This is a genomic window from Paenibacillus sp. FSL R5-192 (assembly GCF_000517845.1).
GTDB lineage: Bacteria > Bacillota > Bacilli > Paenibacillales > Paenibacillaceae > Paenibacillus > Paenibacillus amylolyticus.
The window spans coordinates 311,156-327,568 of the sequence record NZ_ASPR01000079.1 but is presented as its reverse complement, the minus strand read 5'-3'; the positions used below and the strand labels follow the sequence as shown (position 1 = coordinate 327,568).

General features: G+C 46.2%; 11 protein-coding genes. All 11 read right to left on the bottom strand.

All coding sequences use genetic code 11. The features are described 5' to 3' along the window. Window positions 1–445: 445 nt before the first annotated feature. A complete protein-coding gene (gene yidD, locus C161_RS31020; protein WP_017687565.1) occupies window positions 446–697 on the bottom strand; it encodes a membrane protein insertion efficiency factor YidD in 252 nt (83 codons plus the stop codon). A 2-nt stretch (window positions 698–699) separates the two neighbouring features. Beyond that, window positions 700–1,164 (bottom strand): Fur family transcriptional regulator, encoded by a 465-nt coding sequence (locus C161_RS31015; RefSeq protein WP_017687564.1) that lies wholly within the window; start codon window positions 1,162–1,164, stop codon window positions 700–702. A gap of 338 nt (window positions 1,165–1,502) precedes the next feature. After that, complete coding sequence (locus C161_RS31010) at window positions 1,503–3,758, bottom strand: stalk domain-containing protein (RefSeq protein ID WP_036674972.1); 2,256 nt, start codon at window positions 3,756–3,758, stop codon at window positions 1,503–1,505. A 275-nt stretch (window positions 3,759–4,033) separates the two neighbouring features. Beyond that, a complete protein-coding gene (gene nagZ, locus C161_RS31005) occupies window positions 4,034–5,662 on the bottom strand; it encodes a beta-N-acetylhexosaminidase (protein ID WP_036674971.1) in 1,629 nt (542 codons plus the stop codon). Between the two features lie 28 nt (window positions 5,663–5,690). Beyond that, window positions 5,691–7,322, bottom strand: a complete 1,632-nt coding sequence (locus tag C161_RS31000) for a response regulator transcription factor (protein ID WP_036674970.1) — start codon at window positions 7,320–7,322, stop codon at window positions 5,691–5,693. Continuing rightward, a complete protein-coding gene (locus C161_RS30995) occupies window positions 7,319–9,154 on the bottom strand; it encodes a cache domain-containing sensor histidine kinase (protein ID WP_036674969.1) in 1,836 nt (611 codons plus the stop codon). Before C161_RS30995 ends, C161_RS31000 begins: the two co-directional genes overlap by 4 nt. 32 nt (window positions 9,155–9,186) lie before the next feature. Continuing rightward, window positions 9,187–10,017, bottom strand: coding sequence for a carbohydrate ABC transporter permease (locus C161_RS30990; RefSeq protein WP_036674968.1), 831 nt, complete (start codon window positions 10,015–10,017; stop codon window positions 9,187–9,189). Next, complete coding sequence (locus tag C161_RS30985) at window positions 10,017–10,901, bottom strand: carbohydrate ABC transporter permease (RefSeq protein WP_036674966.1); 885 nt, start codon at window positions 10,899–10,901, stop codon at window positions 10,017–10,019. The genes C161_RS30990 and C161_RS30985 overlap by 1 nt, the downstream gene beginning before the upstream one ends. Window positions 10,902–10,952: 51 nt before the next feature. Further along, window positions 10,953–12,320, bottom strand: coding sequence for an ABC transporter substrate-binding protein (locus C161_RS30980; RefSeq protein ID WP_036674965.1), 1,368 nt, complete (start codon window positions 12,318–12,320; stop codon window positions 10,953–10,955). 189 nt (window positions 12,321–12,509) lie between these two features. Further along, window positions 12,510–13,262 (bottom strand): pyruvate formate-lyase-activating protein, encoded by a 753-nt coding sequence (gene pflA / locus C161_RS30975; protein WP_036614436.1) that lies wholly within the window; start codon window positions 13,260–13,262, stop codon window positions 12,510–12,512. Window positions 13,263–13,351: 89 nt separating this feature from the next. Continuing rightward, a complete protein-coding gene (pflB, locus tag C161_RS30970; RefSeq protein ID WP_036674964.1) occupies window positions 13,352–15,610 on the bottom strand; it encodes a formate C-acetyltransferase in 2,259 nt (752 codons plus the stop codon). Window positions 15,611–16,413 lie beyond the last annotated feature (803 nt).

Below are 16,413 nucleotides of genomic sequence, written 5' to 3'. Positions count from 1 at the left end.
CTCCTCCTTCAAATGTTCCTGCTTCATGTGATCCCTTCGTCCAAAACAACTAAAAAAGAACACAAAAAACTCCCGCCCCTATGGGACGAGAGTTGCTCTCACGTGTTACCACCCAAATTCCCCATGTTTTTCGCAAAACACAGGCTCTGTCGGTCCTTCGACCGCCCATTAACGCTGGATCACGCCTCAGCCTTACGACAGCAGCTCTGAAATCACTGTCTGCACGCTCGAAAGAGGTTCCTCCGGGACCATATTCCATCCTCCTCCCAGACCGGTTCTCAGCTCATCCGGCTCTCTGCACTGGGGGTGTGTCTGTACTTATCCCTTCACTGGAAATCATATAGGAAAAATATACTGAAATGCGGACCCCTTTGTCAAGTGGACAGCATACTCAAGTTCAATCCTGGCCTGCTTCCAGGCCACCCGAATACTTCAAGCTACATCGTTACTCTGATACCATCATGGATTTCTCCGCCTTTGGTGGCACCAGATCTACACCGCCTGGATGAAACGGGTGACATTTGGCAATACGTTTCGCTGTTAACAACGAACCTTTGAGCGCACCGTGCACTTCAATCGCCTCCATGGCGTAAGCCGAACAGCTCGGATAGAACCGACATGTTGGCGGTGTTAATGGAGAGATATAGTTGCGGTACACCCGAATGGGTGCCTGAGCAATTCTGCGCGATAACTTCATGGTCAGTGCTTCCCATGAGCGTGCGTATGTCCCGATGCCGCTTTGGCCGGAGCATGCTCAGCACAGTCCTTGCAATATCCAAATACCTCGAACTTGTGGTCCACAACCTGAAATTGCTCAGGCGCATCCGCAAGCTGCATCGGGCAAAAAATAATAGGATATGTCTTCTGACACTTCAGACAGATCATATGATGGTGATGATGATCTTCACTACAGTGCGCTTTGAATTTAACGCCATCTTCGAAGATGACCTGTTCCAGTACACCCAGTTCCTGCATCACCCGCAAATTACGATATACTGTGTCAAAACTCAGTCCGCTGTATGTCTTACCCATATATTCATAGACGTCCTTGGGTGTAAGATACCCGGGAGACTCAGCAAATAACCGGGCCAGTGTTTTCCGCTGATCGGTAATGCGAAGCCCCTGTGAGGACATGGTCGAAATAATCTGTTCTGTCGACAGCATGATCTAAAGCACCTCCTGTCATACGAGCATTTTGCATCATTCATAGAGCGACAGTTTATTCGGCAAAAGCAAAAACTTTTGCTTTCTTGTATACCTCTAATAATGCATCAAATTACGATTAGAGTCAACGAAGACACCGGGTTAAGTCATTTTAACATCACATAAAAAGGACTCCATGCACATGCATTGCCATTAGTCTAGCTTGAGCTAATGACATTACATTTTGATGGAGTCCCTTCCTGACGGTTCAGATGATCAATCGTTCGGGCGACTTTTGGGGTGAACGGGTATATATGATATAAGCTTTCACTCCAAACCGTCCGTGCATGTTCATGGTATTACTTTTCAGCCGGAAGCGGCGTGAACAGCAGGTTAACAGGCAAGTTACTTCCTGGTGCCGCCGAGAAGAGAATAGTTACACTCTCGCCGTACGAACCTGTGCGATACATAACACTTTGCTCATTAGGTGCAGTTACAGATTTACCTGTGGAAATCTGAACGACCTGTCCATTCACGAGTGCCACACCTGAATATCTGCCTCCACGAGGGTTGAATGAAATCAACGTGCGCGGAGCAACATTATTCAATGTAATTTTGTACAATACACCGAAGTTACCCGCGTTGGACGCTTCAGTGAAAGCCATAGGGTCCGTTCCTACAAGGTTTGGATCACTTGCATTGTCTCCAAGTGGAAGACGTGCAGGTTTCGACCCTACTTCTTGATCATACGTAATGATCCGTGTTGCATTTGGATAGGTACCACGGTTGTGAACTCCATCACGATCCAGAACCGGCAGGCTCGATAACACTTCCATCGGGTCCTTGTTTTCTTCGATCATGATAATGTTGTAATCCAGTTCATAGTCACTGAATACATCCGAATACAAGGAAATGACTTGTCCCTGTTTCATCGGAAGAACGCTCAGATCATTAAGAATAAGCTTGCTTTCTCCTGGCTGGATGTACACTTTCTTTTGTCCGGTACCATTCTGCATCGACTGGAACCAACGGTCAATCGACAGCTTTCCAGCTACCGTTGCAAAAGGAGACGGTCCTGCAAAACCCATGTTTTGCTGGTCAATGGATGCCGTGTATGCATTGTTGTTTGTCGCTACAACATACATTTTTACGCTTTTGCCCGTGTTGTTCACATGGTGAATCATGAAGCGTGTCTGTCCAAAGGAAGATTCCTTGTACACAATGCCTTCCGTATTCACGGTTTCCGGGCTGTTACTGCGGATCAGCAGACTTGGTTCATCATAATAAGTGAAAGGTACTTTCTCCAATGCCGGTACTCCACCACCGTCAAAAGTGAACTTCTCACCGACTGGTGTGAACAATTGATTAAAGTCAGTCACACTATAAAGTGTTTCTCCCGTAATATTGATCATCTTGGTATAGCTATTGCTAGCACCATGTTTATCGGTAACTGTAATCGTTACGGTCTTCGGTCCTGGAACAAAGAATGCAAGTGCATTGTTATCCCATTCGGTTTTTACAATTGCATTCTCATCATCTGTGCTTTGATCAATATAAGTGATTTTCTCACCCATTTTGTATTCTTCTTTATCTGTCGTAAACATTGCCACAGGTGGCAAATTCGGTCTTTCAACCTTAATAGTAACCGAATACGGATCGCTCCATTGACCACTTGAATCCTGGACCGCATAGGTTACTGTGTATACACCTGGTTGGTCGAATGAATCCTGACGGCCTGTCCAACGCTCATCTACAATGCTGAGTCCCTTGGGAGAGCTGGATCTGGTTGTGTAGGTTACCTGGTCTCCGGCAAAGACCTCTTTTTGTACCGTGAAGCTTGCCACCGGTTTGGTACTCAGATTCAATACAACCGTTTTGGCAGATTGATTTACTTTATACGTAATGTCCAGAGCCTGTGTAATTGAAGTCAACGGCACCATGAACGTATTTTTTTGTTGATAAGCCGCGCCCTTCATCGTTCTGGACACACCATTAACGGTATAGATCTTGCTATTTGTTTTGAAACGCAGCTCATCTTCACCACTAATAATGATCGTTTCTTTAGTTGTGTTATCATATTTGACATCATAGCCAACCCGATCAACGAGAGCACGGATCGCTACATAGGATACACCATTTTTTACAGCCATCGGCTGTCCAGCAAGATATGTTTTGCCATCTTGCATCATTTTATTACTGTTCATATAAAGAGTGAGGTCTCCACCCCGGCCTCCAGCAACAGATGAACCGCCTGTAGATGGTTGCTCCACTTCTACTGGTGCAGGTGCTGGTGTTTCCTCAGCTGTACCTTCTTCGTCCATAGGTTCAATTACCGGCTCAACAGGAGTCGCGTCTGTTCCTGTAGGAACATCTGTCTCAGGAGGGTTCACTTCTTCAGTTGTTTCATTATTTGATGTTGGAGTGTTTGTTCCGGATTTCACTTCGGATTCCGCGATGGTCTGTTCTTTCTTCACAACCTCCACGGATTTAACTTTGGCTGTATTCACTGATGTAGTATCGCTCTGATCTGCTGATTGTGCATTGGCAGGAATCACTGCAAACGCCTGAAACACAGCAAAAGCGGTAAGTATGGACAATTTCTTCTTCAAATTCATTCTTTGTCTTTGGCTCCTTCTGCTCCCATTTTATAAATATCCCCCTCAAAAAGTCATATTATTAGACGCTTGGAACCGGGAAAAGTTGCTAAAAAGTTAAGAGGAGAATTGTAAACTTTTAATAGAAGGAAAATACTATGAAAATAGTTATCTATCAATTATCTTTTTGGCATTCATATCCCAAAATTAACCAATAGAAAATTCCAACAAAAAAATCTCTCCAGGAGATGGTCAATCAGCACCATATCGCAGAGAGATGTAAGGATTAAATAGGTCTAGCGCAAACGGACAGGCAGACTTCCTGTTGGCTGCAGTCCACCGGTTAACACATGGGACAGTACCCGAACAACTGCAGGTGTATTCTCATACGTACACACATAACTTCCCGGCCTCGAAATCTCCAGCAGATCATATGGATTGCGCAGAGCAATTACAATCAGCGAATGATTTTCACTAAGCTTTTCAACCAAAAACTGTTGCCCTTTCGGAAGATGACCTGCCGATGTGTACGTACATACGATAACTTGTTCACTATCTGACACATCAGCCAATATCCGATCTGTTTCATCATAAGTGGGCTGCGTTGTAATTTTGTGCTCACGAACTCTGCCTCGCAGCTGCGATAACGCCATACCCAACGATTCTGTATGGGACCATGGTTCATCCACCTCTGTCCGTTGCACAACCTCAGGCCAGATGACATATACGCCCTTCTCTGGGTCCAACGGCAACAGCCCATCATTATGAACGATGGTAATACTGCTTGAAGCAATCTTGAACAACGTCAATTCGTTGGGCTCAGTGGGTTTAGTGCAATCAACAGGTTCAACATCGGTTGCTTCGACCGTTTCACTCGCTTTCGGCGAAACCAGATGATCATTCTGCTGGCCACAGCGCTTTTTTTTCCATGTCATAATGCGTTCAACCGCCTGATGAATAACCTCTTCCGAGATCCGGCCCGTTCGAACTGCTTCCACAATGGCTTCCAGCGCAGCAACCTGATCTTGCAAGGTATGACTCACCAGAATCAGATCTGCTCCTGCCTCCACAGCACGAATAGCAGCTTCAGCTACCCCATAGGGTTTGGATATTGCATGCATTTCAAGACAGTCTGTAATAATAATGCCTTCAAAACCCATTTCCTCACGTAGCAGACCCGTTAACACCTTATGTGACAACGTAGCCGGAATGGGCTCGGGCTCAATCGAAGGGAACATCACATGAGCTGTCATAATAGCATCAACTCCGGCCTCAATCGCCTTACGGAACGGTAACAACTCCATCTGTTCCAGCCTGTTTCGATCATGAGGTACCGTAACCATACCAAGATGAGAATCTACAGCGGTATCTCCATGTCCAGGAAAATGTTTGGCAGTAGCAGCTATGCCCTGTGATTGATATCCGGTGATGGCTGCTACGCCATGAGCGGCCACACTTTCAGCATGTTCACCATACGAACGCACACCGATAACCGGGTTAAGCGGGTTGTTATTCACGTCGACCACTGGCGCAAGGTTCATATCAATACCGATGTTTTTTAACTCACGACCCAGAATTTGAGCACACTCCAGAGTATATTCCGCATTGCCTGTCGCACCAAGCGCCATATTACCCGGCACTTGGGTCATTCCCTCTTGGTCAATCCGTGCAACCATGCCACCTTCCTGGTCCACCGAAATCATGAGTGGTAGAGCCCCTGCTTCAGCAGCCATCTCTTGCAGTTCGGCGGATAGCCGTGTCAATTGATCTACACTTTCGACATTACGCCGGAAATAAATGACACCCCCGACGTGATAGTCACGGATTAAACGAGTAATCTGTTCATCTGCGTGCTGACTGTGAAATCCACACATCAACAATTGTCCTACCTTTTGCTCCAATGTCAGATCATTCAAGGGTTTCATTCGACCTCTCCTCCCGTTTCCCTTGGTACTACAAACCCAATTGTTTACTCTGCCTGTACTCTGAGGGTTTCATGTGAAAGTGTTTATGAAACACCTTGGAGAAGTAACGGCGCTCCTTGAACCCTGTTGCTTCCCCAATCGCTGTTATGCTCCATTCGGTTGTACTCAACAATAAAGCGGCACTTTCCATCCGTTTCTGCGTCATATATTCCACAAAAGTAACACCCATTTGGGTTTTAAATAGCTGGCAAAAGTATCCCGGGCTGATTCCAAGCCAATCTGAGACTTCATCTATTCCCAAGTCCTGTTGCAGCCGTGCGTCCATATACTCACATGCAGAGAGGATCAGTTCCGATACAGAAGGACGTGGTTGCGTTTGTTTGCCCTGAGAGGCATGGGTAACGACCTCTGCAAGTTCAAGGAGTTCCCTCATGGATACAGCTCCTTGCAGTGCATTCCAAAAGTTCACTTCGTGCTCTTCAGCGAGGGCCTGTATTTCACGCAGTTCCCGAAGCATGTGTACAAGCATAAACCGAAGATTGGTTTCATCTATCCTGTTGAAGGATTGTCCTGAATTCCCCATTTGCTGTTTAAGCCGCTCCAATACATCACATAACCCCTGCTTGTTCCCTTGACGAATCCACCGAGTAACAAGCTCCAGATCTTCTCTTGTAATCCATGAGTTAGCCCCTTTGGAGGCCGTATGATCATACGATAAGGTGGTTTCGGGACAACTCGCCTTCAGCACCTTGTCTTCACTCTCCGAATGGGACATCAGTATTTTTTGACAATGCCGGTATCGCTCCAGAATTTCACTTTCCAGGTTCACGGGCACAGCACCCTGAACAACACTGACCTTCACACTTGAATCCAAGGACAATATCGCATTTAATTCGAGACACAGTTGATGGGCCAGTTCCTCTGAGCGACGTTTCCACTCACCTGATGCCTCCAGCAAGATGCACCACTCCCCTTTGCGAGTCGAAAGAATCTGACAGTCCCCCTCAATTCTCTCTGCTACTTCCCTAAGTCTGGAACTTAAGGTCTCATGCCATCGTTGGTGCTGAAGCTCGGACCAGCCGATAGAATGGCGAAAATAACCGACCGCATCCACCAGCAGCAACGTATACGGTGTAGCAGTTGTTATGAATTCAGGAACAGAGGCAGGATAGGCAACCTTCAACGGTGCTTCTCCTCGCAACAGGTCAATCAACTGTTTGTGTCTGATCCAGCTTTCCATCTCTTGGCTGCGATAACGTTGCGATTCGTTTTCCAGACGTCTCTTCTGGATCTGTCCGGCAAGTTCACGCAGTTTATGTTCCAGATTCAAATAATCAATGGGCTTACATATGTATTCATGTACGTTATACTTGATAGCAGTTCGAGCATATTCAAACTGCTGATACCCGGTCAGCAAAATAATCTCACACGTTTCACCCTGCTCTCGCAGCAAACGAATAAGTTCCAATCCATCCATAGACGGCATTCGAATATCACACAAGAGAATGTCCGGATGACTTTCTGTTACTTTCCCCAGCGCTTCTACACCACTTCTCGCTGTACCTGTGATTTCAATCCCCATCTCTTCCCAGGGTAAAATGTAGTTCAGATTCTCCAGAATCGGCAGCTCATCGTCGACCAGCATTGCAGTCAGATTCATCCGGCTTCCTCCTGCTCATATAATGGAATGATGCATCGAATAACTGTGCCATACCCCGGTGCTGAACATATAAATATGCCATACCCGGCCCCGTATTGAATACGAATTCGATCTGCCACACTTCGTAATCCCAATCCCCTGCGTTCCGTTATGGACGATAATGATTCCGCCCCTTCCGCGAGCATATCTTCCGGTGGATCTTCTGCCATATACTCAAATCGTGCGAGCATTTCCTGGGGAATACCGATCCCATTATCCTCAACACATAACACCAGATGACCCCGTTCTGCATATGCGCTTATCCGCAGTACACCTGGATAGGTGATCCCCTCAAACCCATGTTGAATGCTATTTTCCACCAGAGGCTGAAGGGTAAGCTTAAGCAGAATTGAGCTGTATAGATGGGGTGGAATGTCAATCTCATAGGTGAACAAATCACTGAACCTGTACTGTTGAATCTCCAGATAACTCTGCAAATGTCTTATTTCCTCACCCAGCGGAATCTCCTCCTGATCCTGAATGCTGATACGAAGCATATTGCCAAGTCTGGTCACCATCTCGCTTACTTTACGGCCCTCCCCACGCAGCGCTAATCCATTAATGGATTCCAATGTGTTAAACAGAAAATGAGGTTTGATCTGGGCCTGTAATACACGTAGTTCCGCTTGGGCCTTCTGCTCTTGCTCTGCACGAACACGACGGAATAATCCCCCGATCCGATCCAATAGTTCATTGAACCCTTGCGCAAGCAGCTGCATTTCATCGAACCCTTTTCCTTCCACCCTTGCATTAAAATCACCATCATCCACACGACGCATAAACCTTACAAGTACAGCAATGTTACCCGTAATGCGATTCATGAAAAAAAGATTAAAGATCATCGCTGCGAGCAGACATGACAGAATAATGATGACAGACCAACCTGCAAAGGCATTGGTTTCCGCAGATAAGGCTTCCCATGAAGTCACACTGACGAGACTCCAGTTATAGTTCTTCAGATGATATTGTGAAATGATGCTCTCCTTGCCGTCAAAGACCGTTCTGACGCTACTAAAGCCAGGACCGTAACGGCTGGATTCAGCACCAAGGTTTTGCATGTTCTCACCGTTATATATACCTGCAGGATCATAGACAATCAGCCCTTCTTCATTAATTAACAGGAATGATGTATCCTGTGCCGAATCGCTGATTTGCAGGTGACGGAAGATCCGGTCGATCTCTCCTTTTTTGATCTGAACAACAAGCACGCCGATATTTTGAAAATAACTGAGTTCTTTGACCAGTCTGATCTGGGTGAAGACAGGCTCTACCCCGGTTAATTCGGGATATTCCAGAGGTGCGAGCCATTTAGGCACGCCATTAAGTTGCTGAATTTCGTTGAATAAGGGATGCACTTTGAATTGCTGAAAAGGAAGGGCTTGAAAATTTTCTTTGGTGAAAATGGAGACAATCTGGTTGTTCTCGGACGAACGCAAATCATATAAAAAGGCATAACTAATGAACGGATAATTATATAGAAGGGAACGGAAATTGCGCTGGCTGGCATTCAGGGATAACTGATTACCGGTTCCCAGATCCTGCTTGGTCGGATCTTTGGCATTCAACGCCATTTGAAAAACCGATGTCGCTATCCCGTTGTCGGTCACATTATTAATCTGCTGAAATACATTCTCGATATTGTAGCTGATGGCCTGAAGCGCATATTCGGCCTGTTGATTGTATTTTTTCTCAATCGTATGTGATGTGACCAGAAACATGCCAATGCCCAGCGCACACATCGGTACAATAATCAGCAGCAGAAATGCCAAAGCCAGCTTCATTCGCAAGTTCATATCCCGTTCTCCCTATTCACTGGTTCATGGTATTAACCTTTGACACCACCTGCAGTTACTCCTTCTATAATTTTCTCCTGGAGTATAGCGTAGATCACAAGTACAGGTACAACGCTGTATACAATACCTGCCGACATCTGAGCATAATTCATCTGATATTGATCCCGAAACTGGACCATGCCCACTGGCAGCGTACGCAATTTATCGGTGGATAAAAAATAGTTGGCGAGTAAAAATTCGTTCCAGTTGCCGAGGAAATTAACGATAAAAACCGTAACAATGGCTGGAACTGTAAGAGGTATCACTATTTTAGCAAAGATACCCGGGGCCCTCAAGCCGTCCATGACCGCCGCTTCCTCAATTTCCCCAGGCAGAGAACGCATAAAAGCCGCCAGGATAATAATTGTAAAGGGGATCGCATTGGCCACATAGGGCACGATCAATGCCAGATGTGTATCCAATATGCCCATTTTGCGAACAAGCAGATAGATCGGAAGCATAAGTGCATTGTTGGGAATAAGCATGCCCGCCAGAATCAAACTGTACAGAAACAGGCTCCATCTCCGGTGTCTCATCCGGGTTACGGCAAAAGCAAACATGGCGCCGAGGACAATCGTACACGCCGACGATAAAACCGAAATGTACAGGCTGTTCCAGAAATACGTACCAATCTTGGCATTCACCCAAGCCTCCACGTAATTGTTAAACTCCCATGTTGTAGGCAAACCGAATGGATTCAGGGCGATTTCATTGTTATCCTGCTTGAAGGAAGAGAAAATCACAAATAAAAAGGGAAACAAAATCGCGATTAAATACAACATTAACAACACATGAGGTATACTGCTTTTTATGCTTTTCGCCATCAATATTCCACCTTCTCGCCCCGCCTCGCCACCAGCAGTTGATACACCGCAGTGAGCACAAGCGTCAGAGCAAAGATCAGCACTGCAATGGTATTACCATAACCATATTTGAAGTTGGTAATTGCATATTTGATCATATATGTCGCCAGAACCTCAGTGGACCCAGCGGGCCCACCTTTGGTCATGACAATCACGATGTCGGCTGCTTTCATGGCACCTGCGATGGACAACATGATCACCACCGAAATGATCGGCCGGATCAGCGGCAACGTAATTCGCATTGCACGTTGTACCGCCGTTGCCCCATCGATTGCAGCCGCTTCATCCAGATCACGGGGAATCGCCAGTATGGCAGCCAGCACCATGACAATGTAAAATCCCGTCCACTGCCAGGCATTGGTCACCAAAATGGACAACATGGCAAATCGGTTATCCGATAACCAGTAGATTGGATCGATTCCCAGCACATGAAGCATTTTGTTTAATAGCCCGATATTCGGTTCATAGATGAATCCCCATAAAATACCGATAACGGCTGTCGACATGATGGATGGTAAAAAAACAGCGGTTTTATACAGACCTTTCAGCCTTTTTACATTGGCAATCAGAAGCGAAAATAGGACGATTAGGGGTACCTGAATCAGTACCGAAAATCCGATGAAAAAGCCGTTATTCCGTGTGGAAATCCAAAAACGTTCATCGGTCAGTGCCTTCACATAGTTGGATAAACCCACAAAACGTGGCTCAGCCGATACCCCATTCCAACTCGTCAGACTGTAATACAGGGAGCTACCAATAGGGTATAGAAAGAACATTACAAACAGAATTAGGGCTGGCATTACAAACAACGTATAGATTAACGGGCTGCGGAGTGAAGTATTCATAGTCAGCCTCCTTCAGTCACTTCAACGATCGCAGTTTCGACTTGAATTGGTTTATTCCACTGAGGCGTTTGCTTCCTCTTGCACCTTTTGCAACTCTTCTGCCATTTTCTCTGGTGTGGTCTGCCCACCAATCAACTTCTGGATTTGCAGATTACTGATCTCTGTTGTCACATCGGCCTGAACGAGTGCATCAAATGCTGGGAACGACGTCTTGGACGCATTAAGCACAGCCACAATTTCTTTCATCAGATCATCGGTAATGCTATCGGTCAGCACTTTCTCGTCCAGCTTCATGGCAGGCAACACACCGTCTTCCACAAGGCCGCGGATCTGCATATCTTCATTGTAGAAATTTTTGATAAAAGCTTTCACTGCGTCCAGCTTCTGCGGGTCATCCGCCACTGCTGCCGAGAATCCGTATCCATTGTTCACATCCCGCATCAAAGACGTCTGATCACCTGCTCCGTTCTCTACCGGAGGCATATTGAAGAATCCAACCTTGCCAATGAGCGATTCACCGCTCTGACCTTCCTTAAATACAGATGATTTCCATGTTCCGTCATACATTAATACCACTTCTCCACTTGTAAATTGCGTGGTATATTCGGCATACTCAAAGCCCAGTTCACCTTTTTTGAAATAACCCTTATCCACCCATTCCTTATGTTTGGCAAAACCTTGCACAACACCCGGATCGGTCCACTTCGCTTCACCTGTTGCAAACTTTGCGGTAATCTCCGGCCCGGCATACCGGGACCACAGATGGTTGGTTAACATAAGCGGCACCCAGCCCGCCTTAGATGCGGAAGCAAGCGGCACTTTGCCATCAGCCTTGATCTCAGCCAGTATATTGTCCAGTTCAGCCATGGTAGTTGGGGCTTTCCATCCTTTTTGTTCGAAGTACTCTTTATTATAGAAAAAACCTTCGCCCGAACCGCCAATCGGCAGTCCATATACTTTGCCTTCATACGTAAACGGTTCAAGGGATGTAAACTGGTCTTGAATGCCCAGCTCTTGCAAGATCGGAGTCAGATCAAGCAGCATACCTTCCTTGGCATAAACTTTGGAATCCGGGCTACCGAACAGTTCAAATATATCCGGCGGGTTACCTGCCGCCATCTCCCCGCGAAGCTTTTCCTTACGATTCACATCGGATTCGACGCCATCCAGCGTAAAGGTCAGATTGGGTATCTCTCCCTCAACTTTGTCCACAACATCCTGCAGAATGGCCAGTCTTTTCTGTTTGTCGGCTCCCACCTGCGTGTGGCGGAGAAGCATTTCAACCGGTTCCTTACTTGTTTCCTCCACAGGTGTATTGCCCGCGCCTTGCTGTGGCTCGTTACTTGAGCTTGCACATCCCGCCAAAGTCCATGAAGTGATAAGCAATAATGAAAGCAGTAATGTCATTCTTTTTTTCATCTGGTTGACCCTCCTCAAGATATTGAGCGTTTGGCTTTACACTCTGATTATAAAAAGCCGGAGCTTACATCGTAAGGATGACAATTCATCAATGGAGGGATAAAATCCTTCACTGGACAAAAAACAGCCCCTGCGAAACATGTTCGCAAGGACTGCTTGGTTGATTGTTTTTATTATATAAAGGTCAGATTACTTACCTGAACAAGCCATGCCAGCTGTTTCCTGGCGACCTTGTTCGATCAGGCGATACGCCCGCTCCACTTCTTCTTCACTTGGTGAAGGAACTCCATCCAGTGGATATACTTTACCGAGCGCCTCCCATTTGTAGATCCCCATCTGATGGTATGGAAGAATTTCGAACTTTTCGACGCCATTTAATGTTCCAATAAACCGTCCGAGGTTAAGCAGATCCTCTTCCTCGTTATGAATGCCAGGCACATACACGTGGCGTATCCACATTTTCCGACCTTGCTCCGATAACCACTTGGCCGTTTTCAACGTTCTCTCGTTGGATTTGCCTGTCAACTTGATATGTTTCTCATCATCAATATGTTTGAGGTCCAGCAGAACCAGGTCTGTGTGATCCAACAGATCGTGAATCCGTTCCGGTTCGTTAAAACCGTTGCTATCCAGTGTCGTATGCAATCCCCAGCGCCGCTTCACTTCCTTGAAGATCTCGGCTACAAAGTGGGCCTGTAACGTTGGTTCTCCGCCAGATATCGTGAGCCCGCCTCCGGAGCTGCGGTAGTAAGACAGGTAAGGCTCAATTTCAGCCAGTACCTCCTCAAGCGTCATTTCTTTTCCACCATCCAGCGCCCAAGTATCAGGGTTGTGGCAATATTGACATTTGAGTAGACATCCTTGCATAAAAAGCACAAAGCGGATGCCTGGGCCGTCAACCGTCCCGAAAGTTTCGAGTGAATGAATATGTCCGTTAACCATGCTGCCTCTTCCTTTCTGTATCCGCATCCGCTGTGCGTTTAATATGATTTGGAATACCTTGCTCTAGCGGTCTTCTACTAGCAAATTACTTACATCGAGCCATGGAACGTACGGTTGATGACATCCAACTGTTGTTCACGAGTCAATTTAATGAAGTTAACGGCATATCCGGATACCCGTATAGTCAGTTGTGGATAGTTTTCCGGGTGATCCATCGCATCAATCAATTGCTGACGATCAAATACGTTAACGTTCAGGTGATGAGCGTTTTGACCGAAGTAACCATCCATCATCGCAGTCAGATTGGATTTACGTGTAGTCTCCTCTTTACCCAATGCTTTTGGCACGATGGAGAAGGTATTGGAAATCCCGTCAAGACTGTGTTCATAAGGCAATTTGGCTACCGAGCCAAGGGATGCCAGTGCACCTTTTTTGTCACGACCATGCATTGGGTTTGCACCTGGAGCAAATGGTTCACCTGCTTTACGACCATCCGGTGTAGTCCCTGTTTTCTTACCATATACCACGTTGGAAGTGATCGTCAGAACGGATTGTGTTGGAACTGCGTTACGGTAAGCTTTGTGCTTGCGAATCATGCCCATGAAGTTCTCGACCAGTTCAACAGCAATGCTGTCTACGCTGTCTTCATTGTTACCGTAACAAGGGAAGTCTCCTTCGATTTCGAAATCAACAGCGATGCCTTGTTCGTTACGAATTGGTTTTACTTTGGCATATTTGATTGCACTCAGTGAATCTGCTGTAACTGACAGACCAGCGATACCACAAGCCATCGTACGTACAATGTCACGGTCATGCAATGCCATTTCGATACGCTCATAGCTGTATTTATCGTGCATGTAGTGAATGACGTTGAGGGTGTTCATATACAGCTTAGCCAGCCACTCCATCATTGGTTTGAAGCGTTTCATAACCTCATTGTAATCCAGCACTTCGCTAGTAATGGCAGGATACTCAGGTCCAACTTGTGCTCCGGATTTCTCGTCACGACCACCGTTGATCGCATACAGGAGAGCTTTTGCCAGGTTGGCACGAGCGCCGAAGAATTGCATTTGTTTCCCGATCTTCATCGCCGACACACAGCAAGCAATACCGTAATCGTCACCGTAGATCGGACGCATCAGATCATCATTTTCATACTGGATTGAGCTGGTTTCGATGGATACTTTACTGCAATAATCTTTGAAAGCTTCTGGAAGTTTCGTTGACCAGAGAACAGTCAAGTTTGGTTCTGGTGCAGGACCCAGGTTGTGCAGTGTATGCAGGAAACGGAAGCTGTTTTTGGTTACACGTGTTTCACCATTCACGGACATACCACCGATGGACTCAGTCACCCATGTTGGATCTCCACTGAACAGTTCGTTGTAATCCGGTGTACGCAGGAATTTGACAATCCGCAGTTTCATTACGAAATGGTCAACCAATTCCTGAGCCTGTTCTTCGGACAAAATCCCTTCTTGCAGGTCACGTTCAATGTAGATATCCAGGAAAGAAGATACACGTCCGAGTGACATCGCAGCACCGTTCTGTTCTTTGATCGCAGCCAGATAACCGAAGTACAACCATTGGAATGCTTCTTTTGCTGTTGTCGCTGGCAAGGAAATATCGAACCCGTGCATATCGCCCAATTGTTTCAATTCTTGCAATGCACGAATCTGTTCAGACAATTCTTCCCGCAGACGAATGACATCTTCATCAATAACATCAACTTCGAGTGCATTCAGTTCGCCTTTTTTGTTACGAATCAGGAAGTCTACCCCGTACAAAGCTACACGACGATAGTCACCGATGATCCGGCCACGGCCGTAAGCATCTGGCAGACCTGTAATAATTCCTGCTTTACGCGCTGCACGCATGTCGGAAGTATAAGCATCGAATACACCTTGGTTATGTGTTTTGCGAATGTTTGTAAATATATCAATGACGCCCTGTGGCATTTCAAAGCCATATGCCTCACATGCGTCAATCATCATGCGAATTCCGCCTGTTGGTTGAATGGAACGTTTGAACGGAGCATCGGTCTGAACGCCGACAATCTGCTCTTTGGATTGATCCAGATAACCGGGTTGGTGAGAAACAATAGTACCTGGTGTGTTCACGTCAACGTCAAGGACACCGCCGTTATCCCGTTCTTTTTTGGTCAGATCAGATACGATCTCCCACAATTCTTTGGTATTCTGGGTTGCACCTGCGAGAAATGCTTCGTCACCGTAATACGGAGACAAGTTGTGTGCCAGAAAATCATTCACATCTACGGATTTGGTCCATGTTCCTTTGGTAAAGTTTCTCCAGCCTGTTTGTTGTTTGACATCTTTTTCAATCACCGACATCGTAATCCCTCCACTAATTTGGATTTCTGGACACATAACATCTTGCTTCATTCGTAGCATTGTGTGCCCAGAGCCGCGATTAATGTGAATTGTTTCACATAAACCGGAACATGTTCTCTCTACTTGGGAACCGGAACCGCGGGATGAATGTTTTTCTTACATTTTCAGTATACGACTTGGGGCTTTCATCATCTGTGATTTTTGTCACAAAGCCAGTGAACTAACTCACTTCACCTGCGCTGTGTCCCATTGCCCCCTGTAAATTTCACACTTAGCCACTGCGCGGGCAGAACAACTTCCGATCGCTGTTATCCCCGGATTTTTTCAATTTTATATTTCAAAGGGGAAAATCCGGGGATAAAGGCGAACGCTCCGCTTCTTCAGTTTTTTCTGCCCACTCCGTTATTGTGTGAACATCTGGCTCAAACAGCCACATCACGGATTCCGTGTAACCTCTATAGAACCCGTTGCTCCTCTATGCTCGGAGCAAACCAAATCTTAGAATAAATCCTGAAAAACAGATGCTCGCTCTTCTGTTTTTCTGCCCACTCCGTTAATGTGTGAACATCCGGCTCAAACAGCCACGTCACGGATTCCGTGTAACCTCTATAGAACCCGTTGCTCCTCTATGCTCGGAGCAAACCAAATCTTAGAATAAATCCTGAAAAACAGATGCTCGCTCTTCTGTTTTTCTGCCCACTCCGTTAATGAGTGAACATCTGGCTCAAACAGCCACATCACGGATTACGTGTAACCTCTCTAGAACCCTTTTGCTCCTCTACGCTCGGAGCAAACCAAATCTT

What these genes read in the sequence shown, in the direction of transcription:
- pflA (WP_036614436.1), bottom strand. Translation starts at nt 13,262, where the DNA reads ATGGTTAACGGACATATTCATTCACTCGAAACTTTCGGGACGGTTGAC.
- yidD (WP_017687565.1), bottom strand. Translation starts at nt 697, where the DNA reads ATGAAGTTATCGCGCAGAATTGCTCAGGCACCCATTCGGGTGTACCGC.
- C161_RS31015 (WP_017687564.1), bottom strand. Translation starts at nt 1,164, where the DNA reads ATGCTGTCGACAGAACAGATTATTTCGACCATGTCCTCACAGGGGCTT.
- C161_RS31010 (WP_036674972.1), bottom strand. Translation starts at nt 3,758, where the DNA reads ATGAATTTGAAGAAGAAATTGTCCATACTTACCGCTTTTGCTGTGTTT.
- C161_RS30990 (WP_036674968.1), bottom strand. Translation starts at nt 10,017, where the DNA reads ATGGCGAAAAGCATAAAAAGCAGTATACCTCATGTGTTGTTAATGTTG.
- pflB (WP_036674964.1), bottom strand. Translation starts at nt 15,610, where the DNA reads ATGTCGGTGATTGAAAAAGATGTCAAACAACAAACAGGCTGGAGAAAC.
- C161_RS31000 (WP_036674970.1), bottom strand. Translation starts at nt 7,322, where the DNA reads ATGAATCTGACTGCAATGCTGGTCGACGATGAGCTGCCGATTCTGGAG.
- C161_RS30985 (WP_036674966.1), bottom strand. Translation starts at nt 10,901, where the DNA reads ATGAATACTTCACTCCGCAGCCCGTTAATCTATACGTTGTTTGTAATG.
- C161_RS30995 (WP_036674969.1), bottom strand. Translation starts at nt 9,154, where the DNA reads ATGAACTTGCGAATGAAGCTGGCTTTGGCATTTCTGCTGCTGATTATT.
- C161_RS30980 (WP_036674965.1), bottom strand. Translation starts at nt 12,320, where the DNA reads ATGAAAAAAAGAATGACATTACTGCTTTCATTATTGCTTATCACTTCA.
- nagZ (WP_036674971.1), bottom strand. Translation starts at nt 5,662, where the DNA reads ATGAAACCCTTGAATGATCTGACATTGGAGCAAAAGGTAGGACAATTG.